22 protein-coding genes are annotated in these 20,899 nt (G+C 42.9%); all 22 read left to right on the top strand.

The features are described 5' to 3' along the window. Positions 1 to 40: 40 nt before the first annotated feature. The 22 genes from A7968_RS20730 to A7968_RS20630 all read left to right on the top strand — a co-directional run bounded on the left by A7968_RS20730 (position 41) and on the right by A7968_RS20630 (position 20,872). On the top strand, positions 41 to 1,594 hold the full coding sequence (locus A7968_RS20730; protein WP_064668433.1) for a DUF935 domain-containing protein: 1,554 nt from the start codon (positions 41 to 43) through the stop codon (positions 1,592 to 1,594). Then, the gene (locus A7968_RS20725; RefSeq protein ID WP_064668432.1) at positions 1,595 to 3,076 is read left to right on the top strand and encodes a phage minor head protein; all 1,482 of its coding nucleotides are present in this window, start codon (positions 1,595 to 1,597) and stop codon (positions 3,074 to 3,076) included. Beyond that, entirely contained in the window at positions 3,073 to 3,267 is a 195-nt protein-coding gene (locus tag A7968_RS20720) for a hypothetical protein (protein ID WP_064668431.1), read from the top strand. Before A7968_RS20725 ends, A7968_RS20720 begins: the two co-directional genes overlap by 4 nt. Continuing rightward, positions 3,267 to 3,719, top strand: coding sequence for a phage virion morphogenesis protein (locus A7968_RS20715; protein WP_064668430.1), 453 nt, complete (start codon positions 3,267 to 3,269; stop codon positions 3,717 to 3,719). The genes A7968_RS20720 and A7968_RS20715 overlap by 1 nt, the downstream gene beginning before the upstream one ends. Positions 3,720 to 3,780: 61 nt before the next feature. Then, entirely contained in the window at positions 3,781 to 5,001 is a 1,221-nt protein-coding gene (locus A7968_RS20710) for a hypothetical protein (protein WP_064668429.1), read from the top strand. Between the two features lie 20 nt (positions 5,002 to 5,021). Beyond that, entirely contained in the window at positions 5,022 to 5,939 is a 918-nt protein-coding gene (locus A7968_RS20705) for a hypothetical protein (RefSeq protein WP_064668428.1), read from the top strand. Between the two features lie 237 nt (positions 5,940 to 6,176). Further along, on the top strand, positions 6,177 to 7,328 hold the full coding sequence (locus tag A7968_RS20700) for a phage protease (protein WP_064668427.1): 1,152 nt from the start codon (positions 6,177 to 6,179) through the stop codon (positions 7,326 to 7,328). Further along, entirely contained in the window at positions 7,328 to 8,236 is a 909-nt protein-coding gene (locus A7968_RS20695) for a Mu-like prophage major head subunit gpT family protein (RefSeq protein WP_064668426.1), read from the top strand. The genes A7968_RS20700 and A7968_RS20695 overlap by 1 nt, the downstream gene beginning before the upstream one ends. A 74-nt stretch (positions 8,237 to 8,310) precedes the next feature. After that, positions 8,311 to 8,796: an HI1506-related protein gene (locus A7968_RS20690; protein ID WP_064668425.1), complete on the top strand. Its 486-nt coding sequence runs from the start codon at positions 8,311 to 8,313 to the stop codon at positions 8,794 to 8,796. Then, the gene (locus A7968_RS20685) at positions 8,797 to 9,225 is read left to right on the top strand and encodes a gp436 family protein (protein WP_064668424.1); all 429 of its coding nucleotides are present in this window, start codon (positions 8,797 to 8,799) and stop codon (positions 9,223 to 9,225) included. Beyond that, complete coding sequence (locus A7968_RS20680; protein WP_064668423.1) at positions 9,225 to 9,641, top strand: phage tail terminator protein; 417 nt, start codon at positions 9,225 to 9,227, stop codon at positions 9,639 to 9,641. The genes A7968_RS20685 and A7968_RS20680 overlap by 1 nt, the downstream gene beginning before the upstream one ends. A gap of 1 nt (position 9,642) precedes the next feature. Further along, entirely contained in the window at positions 9,643 to 10,392 is a 750-nt protein-coding gene (locus A7968_RS20675; protein ID WP_064668422.1) for a phage tail tube protein, read from the top strand. Between the two features lie 80 nt (positions 10,393 to 10,472). Then, a complete protein-coding gene (locus A7968_RS20670) occupies positions 10,473 to 14,045 on the top strand; it encodes a tape measure protein (RefSeq protein WP_064668421.1) in 3,573 nt (1,190 codons plus the stop codon). Next, a complete protein-coding gene (locus A7968_RS20665; RefSeq protein WP_064668420.1) occupies positions 14,042 to 14,404 on the top strand; it encodes a hypothetical protein in 363 nt (120 codons plus the stop codon). Before A7968_RS20670 ends, A7968_RS20665 begins: the two co-directional genes overlap by 4 nt. A gap of 25 nt (positions 14,405 to 14,429) precedes the next feature. Continuing rightward, on the top strand, positions 14,430 to 16,568 hold the full coding sequence (locus A7968_RS20660) for a hypothetical protein (protein WP_064668419.1): 2,139 nt from the start codon (positions 14,430 to 14,432) through the stop codon (positions 16,566 to 16,568). 3 nt (positions 16,569 to 16,571) lie between these two features. After that, positions 16,572 to 17,432 (top strand): hypothetical protein, encoded by an 861-nt coding sequence (locus A7968_RS20655; protein ID WP_064668418.1) that lies wholly within the window; start codon positions 16,572 to 16,574, stop codon positions 17,430 to 17,432. Further along, positions 17,432 to 17,737 (top strand): hypothetical protein, encoded by a 306-nt coding sequence (locus tag A7968_RS20650; protein ID WP_064668417.1) that lies wholly within the window; start codon positions 17,432 to 17,434, stop codon positions 17,735 to 17,737. Before A7968_RS20655 ends, A7968_RS20650 begins: the two co-directional genes overlap by 1 nt. Before the next feature lie 18 nt (positions 17,738 to 17,755). Beyond that, positions 17,756 to 19,501, top strand: a complete 1,746-nt coding sequence (locus A7968_RS20645; RefSeq protein ID WP_064668416.1) for a hypothetical protein — start codon at positions 17,756 to 17,758, stop codon at positions 19,499 to 19,501. Beyond that, on the top strand, positions 19,494 to 19,718 hold the full coding sequence (locus tag A7968_RS20640) for a hypothetical protein (protein WP_064668415.1): 225 nt from the start codon (positions 19,494 to 19,496) through the stop codon (positions 19,716 to 19,718). The genes A7968_RS20645 and A7968_RS20640 overlap by 8 nt, the downstream gene beginning before the upstream one ends. Before the next feature lie 76 nt (positions 19,719 to 19,794). Beyond that, the gene (locus tag A7968_RS23250; RefSeq protein WP_157586803.1) at positions 19,795 to 19,971 is read left to right on the top strand and encodes a hypothetical protein; all 177 of its coding nucleotides are present in this window, start codon (positions 19,795 to 19,797) and stop codon (positions 19,969 to 19,971) included. 134 nt (positions 19,972 to 20,105) lie between these two features. Next, complete coding sequence (locus A7968_RS20635) at positions 20,106 to 20,543, top strand: hypothetical protein (RefSeq protein ID WP_227008905.1); 438 nt, start codon at positions 20,106 to 20,108, stop codon at positions 20,541 to 20,543. Continuing rightward, complete coding sequence (locus A7968_RS20630) at positions 20,495 to 20,872, top strand: hypothetical protein (protein WP_244270415.1); 378 nt, start codon at positions 20,495 to 20,497, stop codon at positions 20,870 to 20,872. The genes A7968_RS20635 and A7968_RS20630 overlap by 49 nt, the downstream gene beginning before the upstream one ends. Positions 20,873 to 20,899: the final 27 nt, after the last annotated feature.

The raw sequence follows: 20,899 nt of genomic DNA, 5'->3' as shown, positions 1-20,899 counted from the left end.
TACTAAGCATTAAGCCCATCATTAAAGTTAGAGTAAACCCATGACCCAAATAGTAGATATTCACGGCAACCCGATTAAATCAACCGACTTTAAGCAAACCCAAACCGAGCAAGATAGCCGTGTGGGCATGCTAATGCGCCAATTTGCTGAGCACCCAAGCGAGGCGCTTACCCCTGCAAAGTTAGCGCAATTACTTAAAGATGCCGACGCAGGTAACTTAGCGGCCATGGCCGACTTAGCCAAAGACATGGAAGATAAAGACGGCCACCTATTTAGTGAGCTTACCAAACGCCGCCGAGGCTGGCTTAAATACGATTGGTCAGTAGAGCCGCCACGTAACGCAACAGAGCAAGAAGAAAAAGACGCCGCAGCAATACAAGAAATACTAGAAGATGCCACTTGGTTAGAGGATCTAATCTTTGATTGTAGCGACGCTATACTAAAATCGTTTTCGTGTAACGAGCTTAACTGGGCGTTTGATAGCGGCGAGCATATTATTACCGGTTATGAGTTTCGTGATCAAAACTTATTCCAAACCCATCCAGATAACCGCAACCAGTTAATGCTGCGCGACAACAGCTACACAGGCCAAGCGTTAAACCCGTTTGGCTGGTGCGCGCATATTCACCGCAGTAAATCAGGGTATATTCACCGCACTGGGTTAACGTCAACGGTGGCATGGCCGTACTTATTTAAAAACTATTCAATCCGTGACCTTGCTGAGTTCCTAGAGATTTACGGCTTACCACTGCGTTTAGGTAAGTACCCAAATGGCGCAAGTGATGACGAAAAAGCAACTTTGTTACGTGCCGTGCTTAGCATCGGCCATAACGCAGGCGGCATTATTCCTAAAGGCATGGAAATTGAATTTCAAAATGCTGCTAACGGTCAATCAGATCCATTTGAAGCCATGATCAAGTGGTGCGAGACCACTCAAAGCAAAGCGGTATTAGGCGCAACGCTTACCAGCCAAGCCGACGGTAAAACTAGCACTAACGCCCTTGGTAATGTTCACATGGACGTACTAAACGACATAACCGAAAGCGATTTAAAGCAAGTAGCGAACACCATAACGCGCGATATTATTTACCCAATGCATGCGCTTAACTCTAAAAGTTACTCAGGCGCACGCCGTATACCGCGCTTTAAATTCGACACCAGCGAAGCCGAAGACATTGCCCAGTTAGCCCCAGCACTCAAAATACTGACCGAGGTCAACTATCCAATACCCGCAAAATGGGTGAGCGAAAAAACCCAAATCCCACTGCCTGAAAAGGGAGAGGCGATACTCAGCCTTACCCCATCTGAACCACAAACCGCTTTAAAAGGCTTTGCTGCACTCAAAACCGCACCGCAAAAAGACAACGCCGACTTAGTGGCCGAGCAGCTTGCCGCACAAGCACAAACACACTTAAATAGCATGAGCGATGCGGTAACTGAGCTGGTCAAAAATGCCAGTAGCTTAGAAGAAATACGCGACGGCATACTTGAATTAGAGCCACAAATAAGCACAGAGGGCCTTACTGAGATAATGGCAAAGGCAATGGCAGCAAGTGAGTTGTTAGGCGCACTAGAAGTGGATGAGGGCCGTTAGATGGCTGTTAGATATGGCTCACTGCCATTTGACGATGGCATCAATTTTTTTCGGCAAAAGCTAAATACACCCAGCAATAGCTGGGATGATGTATGGCAGAGTGCTCATAACCGCGCGTTTATGGTTGCAGGCGTAACCAAAGCCGACATGCTAAACGACTTTTACACCTCGGTAGATAAAGCCATAAGCGAAGGTAAAAGCCTGGGCTGGTTTCAAAACGAATTTAATAACATCAAAGCCCGTTACGGCTGGGAGCATAACGGCCAGCCCGCATGGCGTAGCCAATTAATATACGAAACCAATATACGCCAAGCCTATAACGCAGGACGTGAGGGGCAAATACAAGCGCTTAAAGCCACACGCCCTTATGCGTTATACAAGCACGGCGATAGCGAAACCCCGCGCGTAATACACTTGAAATGGAATAACATGGTGCTACCGGTTGATGATCCATGGTGGGACACCCACAGCCCCAGTAATGGCTGGGGCTGCAAATGTAAAAAATACAGCTTAAGCGAACGCGAGCTTAAGCGCCGTGGCCTAACCGTAGGCACAGCGCCCGATAACGGTAGTTATAGTTGGACTAATAAAAAAACGGGCGAAGAGTTTGAGCTACCACTGGGCATTGATCCGGGCTTTGACTACACCCCCAAAAATACCGCCCAGCTAACAAGCCAGGTTAAAAAGCAAATAGCAGATAAGCCACCGCTTGCTAAGCGCATAGAGGATTACCAAGCTACCCGCATTGTACCATCGGCTTATAGCAGCGCTAAAAACGTCACAGCACTAAAGCTTGATCCGCTACTAGCCCAGCTAGACAGTGAAGTACTTGAAGGCTTAAACGACTTTCTAACAGCCAAAAAAACTAAAACCGTATTTGTAAATCAAACCCAAATGAGTGCAGGCTCTAAAGCAAATGCCGCTATACGCAGTGAAGTAGGCGAGTACTTAGGCGTAGATGAATTTTATGCACGCATGCAATACAGCATTCGCGGTGCTAAAAACTGCGGGGGTTTTACTTCTGTAGGGTATGAGCACATAGTTGTAAAAGTGAAAAGCGCCCAAAACTTAGCTAAAGTTGATATGCAAGCGCTAAAAGACAGTGCTGCACTTACCGTGCAGCGCTCAGCAAACAACAAAGGTGAATACCCGTATAATTGGCACGGTGAAACAATAAAACGTGATCACACTATTTCGCATAATGCAGATTCACTAGATAAACACCAAGCACATAGTTTAGTGTCAACTTGGCTGCACGAACTTGGCCACCAAGTACACTATTACGCAGGTGCGCCAGAGCTATTAAAAAATGCCTTGCCCGTTACCTATTACGGTGCAGTGAATAAATACGAGCAATTTGCAGAGACATTCACAGCCTGGGCGCTTGCTCGTAAAGAGCTTAAAAAATGGCAACCAGAGCTTGTAAGCTGGATAGACCAACTAGTAAAAGATGCCGCTAAATCACAGGATAAAAGACGATGAAATTAATAGAGCAAGCACAGCAGCTACTACAGCAAACCCCATACACACTACAAACATGCCGCGAATTTGCAAAGCTAGAGCAACAAGCTAAAGGGCAAGAGGCTAACCAAATTGCTGATTTACTGCCAGCACTTATTGCAGGGCTGGACCAGCAAACTCACATGCAAGCATTTGACGAAGGGCTAGTGTAATGGCTGGTGCGCGTATTGAAATAAGCACAGAGGGCGCAACCGCTGTAAGCGATGTGCTTACCCAGTTGGTAAAGAACCTAGATAACTTAGCCCCAGCACTTGGCAATGTGGGCGAACATTTAATGTTGACCCATCGCGATCACTTTGACGAGCAACGCAGCCCAAATGGCGAACCGTGGCAGCCACTTAGCCCAGATTACGCCAAGAGTAAAAAAAAGAACAAAGATAAAATACTCAGGCTAAACGACATACTACGCGACACGTTCGCTTATAACGTAGGTGATGAATCGTTGGAGTTTGGTACAAATATGGAATACGGCGCTATTCATCAATTTGGTGGCACCAGCGATATGATCCCACGTTTAGCCGCCATACCAGCAAGGCCGTTTTTAGGGTTGTCACAGGATGATGAGAAAGAAGTGATTGAGATATTGAGTGACTTTTTAGTTTAATCTAGACAAAGTTATGTAGAATAGATGCAAATTTAAAATAAAAATAATCAGGAATGGAATCATGCTAGTAAAAGAAGTTTTTCAAATTATAGAGTCAATTAATGAAAGCTATATAGAACTAAAAAATGAAATTTTCGGTCAGATGGTTGGGAAAGATGGGGCTATTCGTGATTTTAGTGTTGTAAAACAAGAGGTCAGTGGGTTAGAGCTTAGCTTTGAAGCACTTAATTATGATGTTTCTGAGGCAATAAAGAGAATGGATGATTCATTTTTAAATAAGGTGGATGTTCGCTCACTTTATTTGGAAAACTCATTATTAGAACCAGAATTAAGTATTATAAAAATTGCAGATCATATACACAATTTAGAGAATTATTTTGAAATTTTCATGGGTTCATACCTACAAAATCATGAACTTTCACGCCATGCTAAGGCAATTGCTAATTCGTTATCAAAAGAAATTAATATATTAATAAGTGCTTTTAACGCGTCAGACAAGTCTGATAGTTTTAATTTCTCTAAAGCTCAAAAAAAACTTGTAACTGCATCAATGAATACTATAGAAGGTGAGTTGAAATTAAAGCTTAATGAGTATAATAAACAAACAGATAAGCTGTTTAAAAGTCATCAATCATCAGTGAATAGTTTGGAAGCCGCAGCTGAACAAGAGTTAAAAGAATTAAACTTAAAAGTTGAAACTCTTAGGGATAAATTTGATAGCACTATAGCAGATCTAAACTCCAAAAGTTTACAAATGGATGATCTCTTAGGCCAATCAGCTAATCGTACGATGGCCCAAGATTTCGATACAAGTGCTTTACACGAAAGAAAAGCAGCTAATGGACTAAGATATGGCTCGATTGGGTGTATGATTATAATAATAGGTATAGTTTGTTATTCATTTTATGATTCAACAGATTCAGGTTTCGATTGGGAAAGCTCGATATTCAGAACAGTGTTAGTTTTTATTCTATCAATACCTGCTGCTTACCTTTCGAGAGAATCTGCTAAGCATAGAGAGCAACAATATAATTATCATCGGACAGCACTAGACCTAAAAGTAATTACTCCATACATTTCCTCCTTACCTGAAGAAGATCAAAATAGACTTAAAATCTCAATAGCTGAGAGGATTTTTGCATCAAGACAAACTAATGTAGCTCAGCAAGAAAGCTTCCCCTTAAATACGCAAGAATTAATGATGGAGCTTATCAAAAAAGTGGATGTGAGTCGTAAGCAAGATGCTGAACAAGAAAATAAATCAAAGGGTAAAGAGGCGTGATTTTGAATAAGGATAATTCGATGTCTAGTAAGTTATTGTTAGGATTGATTTTATTGTTGATTCCTATTTCACTAATCGTAGGGGTATTTATTAGTTATTTTGGTGTTGGCCCGGCTAAATCACTGGCAGATTGGGGGGCAACAGGCGATTTCTTTGGTGGGCTTTTAAATCCACTTTTAACATTTTGCTCCATTTTAATTCTAATTTATTCACTTAGATTGCAGCAAAAAGCAGGTTTAGAAGCTGCTATTTCTGCAGAAAAAACAGCAAAAATTAATTTAGAACAGTTGGAGCTGAACAAAGCAGCCCAAGAGCTGCAATTTTCTGAGTCTGAAAAGCAAAGGTTACATTCGGAAAAACTAATTAAAGTGGGTTTAGAACAGAATAAGCACTTAGAAACTCAAATTAAATCAAGCCTGAGAAGCGCTAAAGAAACACACATTTTAAATCAGTTAGATAACTTAAGCAGAAGTTTGAATACCTGTTTATCTCTAGAAGTAGACAACAAAGAGCGTAAAATGTCTCAAATCAACAAAGCCACTTTAGTTTGGTTTACAAGTGATGAAGAAGATAGCTCAATTACTTACCTAATAAAAATGAACGCAAATAGAATTGAGCAAATTGTTATAGGCAAGCTGTCACTAATTACTTTTTATTTAGAAGAACTTGAAAGTGTAGAAAACTTTTTAGGTAGATATCATTTTGAGTTTGTTATAAATGAAGTTGAACATTTAGTCAGAACACATGGTTATTTTATTAGAAAAAATCGAGATAATATTTTGGAAAAGTATTTAACTGACTTTTATAATTTTTTAACAGCCTACAGCTCAGATTCTGAGCTAATTAAAAAAGTTAGTGTATTACTAAATTTGCTTAAAAAAGAAAATGATCCCAAATCTATTGAAAATTATATTGAAGAGGCTTCCTGCTGGTTTTAAGGTAAACTTAATGATACCTCAAAGAGATAGCTTAAAATTTATTACTAAGTGCTTAGGAGCGATTTTAAACACCTTTTAAACAGTTTTAATAGATTAACTTGAGACTACATTGTCTAACCTAACTCTTCAGCAGATTTAAGCACGAATTAATGTAAGCTTTTCCCGAAACACCGCACGGCCAACAAACATCCCTTAAATACCAAACTGAACACAGATTTTTAAAACCTGTGTTCAGCCATGACGACTAAAAAACCACAACCACTTGTAGTATTAAACGCTCAGCACCCGAATAACTTGGGGTTTGCTGCGTGCCGCTTTGCAAGCGAAATAAACGAGCAAGGTATCAGTGAGCGCGTAATGGTGATGCCAGATGGTCACTTTAAATCACACGATGGCCGCCCGTTCGACGTACCTGCCAATGCCTGGTTACTTGATCAAGCAGCATTTGAGCTATTAAAAAGCACAGCTAGCACCCGCACTAACGATTACCATTTTGACTACGAGCACCAAACCCTAAACGCCGAAGAAAACGGCAAACCAGCCCCTGCCAGCGGTTGGTTTAACCCAAGCGATTTAGAGTATGTACCAGGCGAGGGGCTTTATGCTCTTAACGTTCGTTGGACACCCAGCGCCCGCGCACACCTAAAAAACGACGAGTACCGCTTTATAAGCCCTGTTTTTCATTACGACAAACAAACGGGCCGCCCAACCAAATTACGCCACTTTGCCCTGACTAACGACCCTGCGGTTGATGGTATGGACAAAGTCGCCGTTTTAAAGACTTCTAAAACCCATGTTAACAATGGAGATACACCCATGAACGCAGCTCAAAAATTGCTGAGCTTGCTAGGTGTCACTGTGGATGGTGATAACGTCACCGATGCAGATTACACCAAAGCAACAACAGCACTCGCCGCTTTGAAGGCCAAGGCCGACGAAGCCGACACGCTCACCACCCAGCTCAGTAACGCTAATGACGCCGTTGCAGCACTTAAAGCGAATAGCCCTAATGAAGTTAATTTAGCTAAGTACGTGCCTGTAGAAACCTATAACGCATTGCACACTGAAATGGTCGCGCTTAAAAGCAGCAGCGCCACGCAATCGGTTGAGCAAGAAGTAAATAAAGCCAAGCAAGACGGCCGTATTATTGCGTCAGAAGTTGAATATTTAACATCGTTAGGTAATCAGCAGGGCGTTGCAGCGTTAAAAGCAGTGTTAGATGCCCGTTCACCGATTGCAAGCCTTACCGCTCAGCAAACCACCCATACACCTAAGCCAGAGCAAGACAAAGACGGCTTAGCAGCACTCACCGCAGAAGACAAGTATGCCGCAGACCAACTAGGTCTATCTCATGCTGCTTATGCCAAAGCTAAACAGGAGCAAAACTAATGGCTTTAGTGACCCCAGCATTATTAACCGCTTTATTTACTGGTTTTAAAACCGAGTTTGAAGCAGGTAAATCAGAAGCTACACCGCAATTTACAAAAATTGCCAGTGTAATTAAATCAACCTCGGCCAGTAATACCTATGGCTGGCTGGGCAAGTTCCCAAGTCTGGCTAAATGGGTGGGTGATCGTAATGTTCAAAGCATGAAAGCGCACGCTTATACCATTACCAATGACGATTACGAGTCAACAGTAGGCGTAGACCGCAACGACATTGAAGACGATAACTTAGGCGTGTATTCCCCAATCTTTAAAGAAATGGGCAGCGCGGCGGCAATTCACCCGGATGAAATGTGTTTTGAATTACTCGCAGCGGGTTTTACAACCTTGTGCTACGACGGACAAAACTTTTTTGATACTGACCACCCAGTAGCACCAAATGCAGACGGCACTGGCGCAGCAGTATCAACAGCGAACATGGCCGAAGATGTTGCTTACGAGGGGGAGCCGTGGTTTGTGCTAGACACCTCAAAAGCCCTTAAGCCGATTATTTTTCAAGAACGTAAAAAACCACAATTACTTGCCATGACCAAAGTTGATGACGAGGCGGTATTTACTTCTAAACAGTACCGTTACGGCGTTGATTGTCGTGATGCCGCAGGGTTTGGTTTTTGGCAGCTTGCCTTTGCTAATAAACGTGCGTTAACGCCAGATAATTTATGGAACAGCATTGAAAAAATGCGCAGCTTTACAGCTGACGGTGGCCGTAAGCTCGGTATTAAATCAACCATGTTAGTTGTTCCTGCCAGCATGGAAAAGCTAGCTACACGTATGTTAGAGCGTGAGCTTGACTCAAACAGCTCAAACGAACTGAAAGGCCGTTTAGAGCTATTAGTCGCTGATTACCTTTAATCCCATCAATAGTTAAACCCTAATAAGTACGGGGCGTTATAGCCCCATACTTTGAAACCAGGAGTAATAATGAAATGGCAAAAACGCTTAAACTCAGCCTTATCTCTGCTGTTATTGTCAGTTGCATGCAGCCAACAGGCTACCGCCGAGCTGGCCTCAGTTTCAACCAAGGTAAAAATGAAATCCCCGCCGATGGTCTTGATCAAGAGCAGCTTGATGCAATTGAAAATGATCCACGCTTATCGGTGCAAGCTATACCGCTCGATGCGAGTACTGCGCAGAACCCACAGCTGGACGCAAATAACCTGGGTGCAGATTTAGACAACCCTTTGCTCTATGCAAACGTTGATTACACCCAAGCACCAATAGAACTACAGCCCGTTATTGCATTAATGATTGATGCACAAATGGAACGTATCCCTGCTTGTACTGATTTGACTTACGAAGCGCCAGGCGAAACCGAAGGTGAAGTAATTAAGGTTAAGGTATCAGCTGCTGATCGTGATGCTGCTTGGTATTGGTTACAAGATGAATTAGCCAAAGCAGGCGAGGGCGAGTAAATGGCTTACGCAACAATAACCGCAATGCAACAACGTTTTGGTGAACGTGATCTTATCTATTTAAGTGAGCGCGAAGATGGCCCCGTTGATGTAATTAATACCGCAGTTATTGAGCAGGCTATAAACGATGCAAGCGACGTAATTAACGGCTATTTAGCTGGGCGTTATGAGCTGCCGCTTGTCACCGTTCCGAACCTACTTGAGCAGTTTTGTTGTGATATTGCTCGCTACAAGCTCGGCACTAACGATGTACCTGAGCATGTAGAAACCCGTTACAAGGACGCAATTAAATTTTTAATGTCAGTAGCAAAAGGTGAGCTAAGTATAGGCGTTGACGCACTAGGCCAAGACGCCAAAGTACAAGACACAGCCACAATACAAAGTGCTGGCTCTGTATTTGCGCGAGAAAAAACAAAGGGATTTATCTGATGTTTGAAATTACCACTGACTACTTTGCAGCTCAGCACCCGCTTAAACAGGCGCTTGAACAAGTGCCAGGCATTAAGCGCGTTTACTTGAGTGATGAACTAGCAGACATCAAGGAAGACCGCCAAACAACACCCAGCCTTCACTTAATGTATTACGGCGATAATTTACCAGAGAGTAAAAACGCCGGCTATTTAATGAAGCTAACGCAAACATGGATAGTTGTATTAGTTGTTCGTAAGCAAGATAACGCAGGCGAGCACTTAACTAACATTATTCGCGCTATGGCGGGCAAAGTACTTAATGGTACGGGGCCATGGCTAAGAGTAAACACCCCAGCTAAACCACAATTCACCCAAGGCCATGCGTATTACCCACTGGCTTTTACATGTCAAATGACTCTTAAAGGAGCGCTTTAATATGAGCGACGGTATTTTACTAGCGGGCAATATTTTTGTTGATCGCTTAAACGAACAAGGCGTAAGCACAGGCCAAATTTTTGGCCCAATTAACACCACTAAGCTTGGTATTAAAACTGAGGCGGATTCAGTCGTCCGTACATCAAATAAAAAGGCCAGCAAAGGCCAAGCCCTGGATGATGTAAAAATTGCTAAGCCAGCGGCTATTACGTGGGAGTTTGACGACCAACCTGCCGAAATGGTGGCTTTAGCATTAATGGGCGAAGTTGCAGCCATTAACGATGCGGCGGGTACGTTAACAGATAAAGAAGTGATATTACCTGATAATCAGTCGTGGGTTGCCGTTGGTGGTAAAAACTTTACTGATAACGTCGTTGTTAAGCAAGCCACTGAAACTAAAGTCGCAGGCGTTGATTACGAGTTTAACTTTGCACTCGGTATGATCCGTTCAATTAAAGGTGGTTCATTAGCCGCTGGTGGCAGTATTACCATTACAGGCAGTTATAACGCGCGCAGTGGTAAGCGCATTAAAGGCGGTACTAAGTCACAAACACGTTTACGTATTTTTGGTGAAGGCACCAACTTAGCCAATGGTAAGCAAGTCAATTTTGAAATTTACGACACCTCAATGATGCCAACTAAAGAGCTTGATTTAGCCGGCAGTGAGTTTGTAAGTGCTGCACTTGAAGGCACAGCAAAGCTTGTAAATGGCAAAGACGAACCATTCTACATTGACGAGCTAGACGCTTAATCAATTACCTCGTACCAAAAGGCTCAGCCCTTGAGCCTTTTTATTCCCCATTTAAACACCGTTTAAAACTGAGTTAACCAATGGCAGATAAAACCCTCGAATTAGCCCTACGCATAGTTGCCGAAGCTACAGGCAAGCAAAATATTGAGCAGCTGGTTCAAGAGCTGCGTAACATTGAGCAAAGCGCCGATGCGGCTAATCCTGCTGCTGATAAACTCAGTGAATCACTAGACCAAACCGATACCAGTGCAAAAAAAACCAGCCAAACAGCAGGCAAGCTTGCCAACGAATTAGACGGATTAGCTAATCAAGCTGATCTAATACGTGCATTTGAGCAGTCAAAGCAAAAATTAGAACAACAAGAAATAGCCACAGCGGCGGCAGCTCAAGCCCTCGACCAATTACAAACCGAAGCTAAAAACACTGATAAGCCATTTGTGCAACTCGCGCGCTCATTAGAAGCCGCTGAGAAAGACCTAACCCAAATGCGCACCGAGCTTACCCAGCAAACGAGTAAGCATGCTGCACTACAAACAGCCCTTAAACGCTCTGATGTTGATACTAATAACCTGCGTGCAGCCAAGCGTGATTTAGCAGCCCAGTTTGATAAATCTGGCCGCTCTGTCGATAAGTTTAGTAATGAGCTGCGCCAAGGCACTACAGCCCAACGCGCTCAAGCACAAAGCCTTGACGGCGTAATTGGTAAAGTTACCGCTCTGGCTGCGGCTTATGTGGGGTTTGATCGTGTAGCCCAAGCAGTAAGCCAAGTATTTAGCACCGGTGATAAATTTGAAAAGCTCGGCGTGCAGATGCAGGCGCTTATGGGCGGCATTGCAGGCGGTGAAAAAGCCACAGCATGGGTAAAAGAATTTACTAAAAACACCCCGTTACAAATGGGTGAAGTAAGCCAGGCATTTGTAAAACTAAAAGCGTTTGGCCTTGATCCAATGGATGGCACCATGCAGGCCATTACCGACCAAGCATTAAAGCTCGGCGGCGGGTTTCAAGAGGTTGAAGGTATCAGCCTGGCGGTCGGCCAAGCGTGGGCAAAACAAAAGCTCCAGGGCGAAGAAATCCTACAAATGGTGGAGCGCGGTATACCTGTTTGGGATCTACTTGAAAAAGTAACGGGTAAAAACACCGTTGAGCTGCAAAAGCTATCAAGCGCAGGTAAGTTAGGCCGTGATGTAATAAAAGGCTTGATCGATGAAATGGGTCGCGCAAGTGCTGGCTCTGCTGCGGCACAAATGGCGCTCTTTAGTGGGCAAGTGTCAAACGCTAAAGACAACATGGAGCAGTTTTATAACCTTATAGCGCAAAGCGGCGCAATGGATTGGTTAAAAGCCAATATTACCGCGCTTAATACTGAATTTGCAGCAATGGCGAAAGATGGCCGTTTGCAAGAATGGGCGCAAAAAATTAGCGACACAATCGTAAGTACAGGTAATGCAATTAAAGGTGCAGCCACCACGCTTTATGAATACCGCGAAGAAATAGCCACTGTTGCTAAAGTGTGGCTGGCGCTTAAAGTGGGTAACTATTTTAGTAGTGTGATCAGCGGTGCAACCACGGCCATTGCATCACTAAGAACCTACACAGCTGCTATTGGCTCAACCACCGTGGCAACTAACGCCGCAGGCATTGCAGCAACTAAATGGAGTACTGCGCTTAAAGCCGTAGGTAAGGCAGGTTTATACACCTGGTTAATTACCGAGTTAATCGACGTTGGTTTACTGTATAAAGATTTGCTCGTGGCAGAGGAATCACTTAGAAAGTCGCAACAAGCAAGTGCAATACAAGCCAAAGCATTAGCAGATGAATTACAAATGCTGGCTAACTCAACGGGTTTGATCATCCGTAATTCAGCCGAATTAGACGCATTGATAGAAAGCGGTAAGCTAGTTTGGGACGAAGCCACCCAGCGCTATGTAAACCTAGAATACCAACAACGTAAATTAGCCGAATCCACAGCAGCTGCAACAGAGGCCGAGCGCCAGCGCCAAGAACTGCTTACGCTATCACTGCCCGAAGCCCTTAAAACGATTCAATCATTAGAGCAGCAGGCAACAAGCTTAGACGGTGTAAAAGTTGGTGTTGATGGTTTTATACAAAGCATAGAATCTGCCCGTGTTGCAATTGCCGGCGCTGGTGAACAGTACCAGGGCCAGTTAGCCATTTTAGATGCGCTAAAAGTAAAGTTTGAAGAACACGGCGCATTACTTGAGCGTCAAAAAATATTTGCTGGTGATGTAGAAAAAGCCTATGCGGAGTTAGGTTTAACATCATCAAAAACGCTCGATGATACCGCTAATAAATTACGCGCAGCCTATGAGCTAATGCAAGAATCAGAGCAACCATTAGCCGTACAACGCCAAGCCTATTTAAAATGGGCTGAGGCTGCCATTGCCGCCGCAGACGCAACAGATCAAACTGTGCCCTCAAGCATTCAAGCCGCCGCTGCTGCACTGGGTTTAACTAAAGAACTCGATAAACTCATTGAAAAAGCAAATGCTTTAAAGCCAGTTACTGACACAAACAGTGACGCAGTAAACCGCTTTACCCGCGAGTTAGAGAAAACCCGAGACGCAATAAAAACCAATCAGCAAGTCATGGCGAGCAGTACGGCTACCGCTGAGCAAAAAGCCCAAGCGCAAGCCGCGCTGACCATTCAACAGCAGCGCTTAACTAACCAAACAAGTGATTTAACACGCGTTCAGCAGCTAGAGCTTGCAAGCTTAGGTGAATTACAACGCGAACATAGCCGTTTAACAGATGAACTTGAGCGCTTAAATGATCGCTATCAAGCAGGCAATTTAACAGCGCAGCAATACAACTATGAAAAGCAACGCTTAGGCGATGTGTTAAGTGTTGTAAATAATCTACTAGGCGATTTTAAAGGCGCACAAGATGCCGCGACTGCATCAACCAGAGCTGGTACGCAAGCCACGAATGATCAAATTAAAGCGAACGAATCAGCATCAAAAAGCTTACGTGAGCAAAAAGAAGAATTAGAACGTGTTGCTGCCTCAGCAAATCGCGCCTCAAGCAGTGTAAATAAATACAATCAATCGCAACGTGCCAGCGTAAGTGACGTAGTAGATTATCAGGAAGAGAACGGCCGCAGCCCTTACGATTTAGACTCAAAAGAGATCAACGAAGAGCGCGAACGCCGCGCTTATGCCGATACTCAAAATACACAATTTAGTAAATTCAGCGGCCAAATTGATAACGCCAGCAGTAGCAAAGCACTGACTGAGTTATACAACAAAATCAATAAGCAGCTTACATACCTAACCCGTGAGCAAAAGAGCACGTTAAATGCAGCTATTAGCGCACAGCAGCAAGCGATAAAAGCGCAAAGCACCACTCAAAAAGCAGTTGAACAAGTACAGACGTATACGCCTGCACCAACGCCAAGCTATACAGCGCCTACAAACAATTATACGCCCAGCAATAACGCATCTAACGCCGATTTAAACAGCCTTACAACTGCTGTACGTGAATTGATAACCATGCTTAAAAACCAACAGCCGAGCAATAGCAAAACCGTGCGCCTTGAACTTGCATTGCCTGGCGGCCAATCCGCCAATTTATTAGCTCAGTTTGAAGAGCAATTTTTACAAAAACTTGAACAGTTGAGTAACACCCAATGATCGTAATAAATGCACAAAGCCTGGATAACTTTGTTTGGCTTAATGAGTTTGATTACTTGCCAGTAGCCGAGCAAACCGAACGCGCACTAAACGGCGCGCAGCACATTGAAAAAACACCGATACCCGCAGGCCGCCCAATCTATTTATACAGTGATTTTGAAGACGCTAGCGTATTTACACCATTGCATGAGCATGCACAAACAACCCTCACCGCGTTTGAAATAACAATACGCGGCACTGTGTTTAATGTGGTGTGGGACCACAGCCAAAAAGCTGTTGAAGCCGCGCCGCATACGCATTTTGCAGATGCCGCCCCTGCACACTTTCAAAACATTAATTTACGTTTAAAAACTGTTTAAAGCGCTTTTTATAATAGGAAATATAATGAAAAGAACCGATTTAAAAATATTTGAACCGCAGCGCATTGGCAACGAGCCACACGCTGGCGGCCACCGCACCAGCAATGCAATTGTTAGCGGTAAATTAAACGCTGTGTTTAGTTCAATCAGTGACATTGACCATGCCCGATCATCATTTGATCTCGTTAAATTATATCCAGCGCTTAGCACAGACGATTCAAGCCGCTTGCAAGACGCTCATATATTCTTAAGCGACCAACCAGACGACCCGCTTGTAAACGTGCTACTCGTTGAAGCTAAAGACCTAAAAGACACCGACACAGTCGCTGAAATGCTGCCTTATCTTGGGCTTGCTAGCACTAAATTTCACGGCACTAGCTTAATGACTGGTGCAGTTGACGCACAAGGGCAAGAGCTAACAGTAGAGTCAATCACACGTACGTTAACGCCAAGTATTACCACAGTTAATACAAAGATAGGACTTAAACCAGATTCAGAGCCATTTAGTATTTACCGCACTAAGCGCATTTTAAGCTACGGTGAAATTACTCAAATAAACATTAGTGTTGATGATGTTTTAGAAGCTGAGCCTACATTTTATGGTGAGTATCAATACACCTGGTATTACGACACAAGCTACTTGGATCAGCCAAGCAACGTGATAAGAGGTGTTAAAACACTTAAAATTAATGCTGGCACTGGCGAACTTAATTCACTGCTTTATAAAAATGGTACATTCTCTTGTGCAAAATTGAACCCCGCCGTGGCTAAAGACCAATATTTTACGCTTTACTATGTATCAAACCAAGATTTTAGGTTTCATTCATTTACAACGAGTTCAGTAATCACATTGGGCGCTGATGAAACCGTTTTAAAAGGCTCGGCTAAGCTCAAAAAAACGGGTGACGAAACAGTATATAAAGACGATAGCCAAGGCCGTTTTATCTCAGGCGGTTATGTGTTTGCGACAATTGATTATGATACTGGCGTAATCACAGAAATTGATAGCGTTGATTATAACGGCACAGTAACCGAAAACCTTGGCGCATTAATTCAAAAAGGTGCGTTAACAATCAATGCTAAGCGCTGGCAGTTACCGAGCAGTAACTTTGCGCGTGACTCGGTTTATATTACGTTTGAAACCGCAGCGGGTGCCACGTTCTCAGCGTCTAGCGATTTAAGCGGTAATATCACAGGCACTAATTGCACGGGTACAGTAAGTGTTACAGGCTATGTAGATTTAGCATTTAGTGAAGATGTTAAGCCCGACTCAATTCGATTTGACTATAACGAAATTGAAGTAACTACAGTACCATCGCCGCCGGGTGGCTTTGATACTTCAACGCTACCAAATAACGGCACTGTGCCAATTTTCCATACGTTTAACCCTGTTAGCGTACAAAACCGCGAGCGCACAGCCGTTGCAACGTTATCAAGCGGCCAAACGATTAACGTTTTAGCTGATGCTGATTTTATCGATATTGTTGATAGCACCGGTGCAAGTTTGTGGTCTGTGACTGATGACAATTACAGCTACGATGCTGTTACAGGTGATATAACTATTAACGCGGGAATAAGCGCATTTTCACCGCCGTTTATTATCACGGCCATACAATCAGAATTGGCGCTAATTGACGCAATCGACAGCGAGAAATTAAGCCTACTAACACCGCTAAACCGCGCTTATCCCGCAGGCGCAACGGTTAGCAGTGTGCAAGTGCTTGGTGACTTTCAAGCGCAAACAAAAGACGAGCGCACATTAGCCGCGTGGCAAAACAATTTTGGTGATTTTGGCGCGGCTGCATCAAGCGCTATCAATACAACTCAATATCCAATTGAACTAACCAATATTGGTGCAATAGCACAGCGCTGGGCCATCGTGTTTACATCAACCACCGCTTACAACGTAATCGGTGAGTCGGTAGGCAACATTTACAGCGGCGACACGCTAAACGACTGTGCGCCCATTAACAGCTTTGCAGGCGCACCGTATTTCATCTTACGTAAAGAGGCGTTTGGCGCAGGACTTAACCCCGGCGAAGCGTTCTTATTCGAGACTCTAGCTGCAAGTAAACCAACCATGGTTACACGCTCAGTCTCGCCCGGGCACTCAGAAATAGTGCGTGACAATTCAACTTTATCATTTCGCGGAAATAAGGATTAAATTATGCCTCAAGCAGTTACAGTTTATAGATGGGACGACCCCGGCGCACCGCAGCTAGATTTAAACAATGGCTCTATGTTGCAGTTATTAAAAAAGTGTTTAGTCGATGGTTATGGTGAAAAACTAGGTGCAGGCTGGGTAGTTAATGAAATCTCAGCTGATAGTAATAATATGATATTTAGTCCCGCGAGTCAGAACTGGTATTATTTGCTTTATGATGATGCTAGAAATAGCTATTTGACAAGTAAAGCAGCAATGATTGGCGCAATTGATGGATGGACTGATATAGAAACACCTGTTAGCTCTATTCACTACGAAGATTGGACTGGAAGGATATCAGAAAATAAAGGAGCTAATCAGTTCTTAGATAAAAGAGGAGCAACATGGTGTTTAATTGCTACTAGCGAATGGTTTTACCTATTGCAAACAGGAGTTGGATCAAATAACTCGGCAGCATCATTTATCGGTCGTTTAGACTGCGCTGGGTTTGATATGGCTTATACGCTTATTGGATATAATCCATATTGGTTTGACAATGATTGTATTCAGTTATTAAGGCCGGGTACATCTTATTTCAGCAGAAAAGTTAAAGTTCCAATATTGCTAGATCCAAACACAATGGCTACTGGCATTTTAAATACAATATCTCCAACTACTCCTTTGGAAAAACAACTCAATCCCCAAGCATTAACCAGAAAAATTTGGCTTGACCTAGTATTTAAAAATGAATCTAGCCAGCTAGTCGGAAGACTTCCTAATACTGAGTCACCATATATATACAATAGCTCAATAGATATACCTGAGAATTATTCAGTTATAGATGGCTATCTATTTTTTAACTCACTTCGATGGAAATTATCATAATGGACTTATCTAAAACATTATCACAAACGTTTGAACTTTCATCGGTGTTAAGTACATTTGAAATCAAAGGTGATCTAAAAAATTCAGATGATACAGCAAGTCAAAATCAGTTGATTGGGCTGTTAGATAAGTCATCGTTTATTTTCGAAAGTTTCACTATGACTGATTCGGCTGGCAAGTTTAAATTAAATGCTAAGAGCCAAAACGCGATTATTATAATGGCTTTCGATAGAACGGGTGGTTATATGCCTGCTGTGATAGATGAGGTTGAGCCAGTCGTGAAGTCATATCAAATAGCTAATTAGCTTAATGAAAAAAACTGTATGTCAATATTAAAATTCACAGCGCTGAAAGAAAACCTTATAAGTCCTGTGCTTATGCGTTTTGGTTTACATGATGACACTGGGCCAGTTGATCCAACGCTACCGTTTTTGCAAGCGAATATTGGTACCGAGTTGGATTTAAACTGGTTAAACCCACCATTAATCACGCAAGGTAAAGCGCTAGCATGGCAAACAGAATCTGTTAAAACCGAGTTTGAAACTGCTTTTAGCAACGCTGAATTAGTCCCTGTGGCATTTGGTTTTGACTGGAAAACCACCGCATTAGTCACAGCACAAAATAGCGTTACATGGGGCAACAGCGGCTATTTATCAAACGTTATTCAAATGCCTTATAAAATCATCACAGCAATTGAATATAACGAAAAGGATTTTAACTGGTTAACTCAGTTAGATTTTGAGCAAACCGAGCTTAAAGCGCTTTGGAACAGCTCAGAATTGCTCAAAACAGCGCGTGAGATGCATTGGCATGTAAAGCCACTTTTAGAGTCAAGTGAGCTGGTAATACACTACGGTGAAACCGATAAAGAATATATTTGCTATTGGCGTAATCATCCGTTTAAAGGCTATGTGAATTTAGAGTTCACAGCGCCAGCAAGGGTAAACAGTGGGCGCTTAGTTATGCGTTTTAACAACCCCGATAAAGTGTGTTACTGGGGTTTACCGGGCGGACTTGTTCGCGGTGATGATGACGTACCAACCATTGATAGAAAAATCCCCATAGAGCCACAAATTAGGAATACATACATCATGCAGCCAACCATTAATTGTGTGCGTGTTTCAGACGATTTAAAAATACTAATCAACAGCGTTAATTACTCTATATCTCGCGGCCAATTTAGCGCAACAGCTAATATTAAATTTTGCTCACGTATCGACTTTGAACGCGCCCTGGGCCAAGAGCTTAAAATCTCAATAAATGGCTATGACTTTTATGTAATTTGTGAGCAGCCAAGCACTAGCAACCGCTTTGCTAATCAAAGCTACAGCGCAAGTTGTCGCAGTCGTTTTGCGTTACTATCTAACCCTTACGCTCGCGCTACAAACTACGCCAACCCAACCGCTAAAACACTGGCGGGGATAATGTCTGACATACTCGTTAATACGGGGTGGTCACTCGATAATAAAATGATTGATTACCCAATTCCTACAGGCGCATTTACCTACACCAATTTAACCCCAGCTGCGGCACTGTTAAGTGTGGCTAAGTCAGTCGGCGCAATACTCGATATTAACGACGCAACTAAAACTGTCTCAGTCGTCCCAGCATGGCCCGTAATGCCGTGGGACACAGCCAATGCAATTTGTGACGTAATACTTAACGATTCAATCATACTTGAGCACAGCACTAGCCAAACCATCAACCAAGAGCATAACGCAGTATTTGTACGAGGTGAGCAGCAAGGCGTAGCGTGTAAAATCAAACGTGCGGGTACACTTGGCGATCAGTTTGCCAATGATGTCGTAGACACACTAATCACCCACAACCAAGCTGCTCGCCAGCGCGGAACGTGTGAGCTGGCTAACAGCGGTAAGAAACAAAATACAACGATCAGAACCAAGCTTTTAGACGACTTACCGCCAATTCGCCCAGGTATGTTAGTTGGTATCACTTACACCGATTCAGTATTTAAAGCGACGTGCGACAGCATGACAATTAACGCAAGTATCAGTGACCAAGGCGCTATTACAGTTAGCCAAACAATACAGGTGGTAAGCAATGTCTAACACACTAAACAGACTCGGCTCAGTACTCGATAAAACCCAACGCACAATAGCAACCATCGTCTCAGTAAACACAAACGGCACAACCTTAGTCGAGTATAGCGACAGCAGCCAAAGCGTAGTACTAGGTGATAGCGTTCAAACAGGCGCGGTATACGTAGAGAATGGGCGCATAGTAGGTGCTGCACCTCTACTACCTTTTACTGAAATTGAAGTGTAAATTTACGAGGTTGTTGTAAAAATGGAAACTGTAATGTAGATTTTGCGGCCATATTTAATAATAAAGGAGTTTAAATATGAAAATTGATAATTCAATCAACCTATCTAATACAAATGAATTAAAACGGGTTGATAAACAACCAGTAAAACCAACAACGGATCAGAAAGTTGACTTTGCAGCTGCTTTAGAGTCAGAAATGAAACTAATGAACGGCGGCGGTGGACACCCAATTAAAGATAAAAAACCTCGATAATGGAGCTGCCAATTATTGATGTGATTTTAAGCTACTCACTTAATAAGCTTGAGTTAATCGCTTTTATATTCGCGTTCATATTGGCTATTTACCTAAAACCTAAAAGTTTCTCGATCGCCATTTCCGCAGGAGTTATGTCTGCTGGGCTAGCTTTGGGTGATTACTTGCACAGCAATGTGTTGAGTTTACTGCTCATCGATGACCAGATTTATTATTGGTACTTAGTGTGGGCAATATTCTCGCTATTTCAAGCGTTTGCAGTAATAGGTTTTCATTGGTTATTTGGTGTTTTGTTTAGCGAACAAGTTAAATTGGTGTTTATTACGATGGCCGTAAACGCACTTTTAAACACCTTAATGTTTATTGATCGCAACATCGTTGCACTAAATTTTGATAGTAGCCCTAACGAGTATGGTGAAGATAGCTGGCTACTATGGGATTTATACAGCATAGGGATTAATGCTAATTTGCTGTTCTTAGCGTTGGTTTTGATATCCCGAGGCAAGTTAAAAGGTAATGTAGTATGGATGTTCTTATTGTATTGTTGTTGCTTTGCGGCATTGTCGCTTTAGGTGTCTTCTCGTATCGTTTCTATATGCTAGAGGCTATGGTAAAAATACCCGAGAGGCATTTGCAAAAAATTACTGATGAATCGTTATCAGAGTTATGCAGTTTATTAAGTCAAGAAGGTGTGCCAAAGGATATTGTAGATTTAGTACGTAATCGTAAATTGGCGAGCCGTACGTCCCATTTAAAGCACTTTACTAATAACCCTCACGGTGAGTTCATCGAGTTGATTAGAGGCGCTGAGGAGCTCATAGACAGGCAATATGAGACAGGAGAAGACCTATCACAACCTATTTCAGCACTACTCAAGTTGGCAAAGACTACCACCGAATAAAAAAGCAGCGAAAGCTGCTTTTTTATT

This window comes from Pseudoalteromonas prydzensis, assembly GCF_001661495.1.
In the GTDB taxonomy this organism is placed as follows: Bacteria; Pseudomonadota; Gammaproteobacteria; order Enterobacterales; family Alteromonadaceae; genus Pseudoalteromonas; species Pseudoalteromonas prydzensis.
This window is presented reverse-complemented; position numbering and strand designations above follow the sequence as displayed.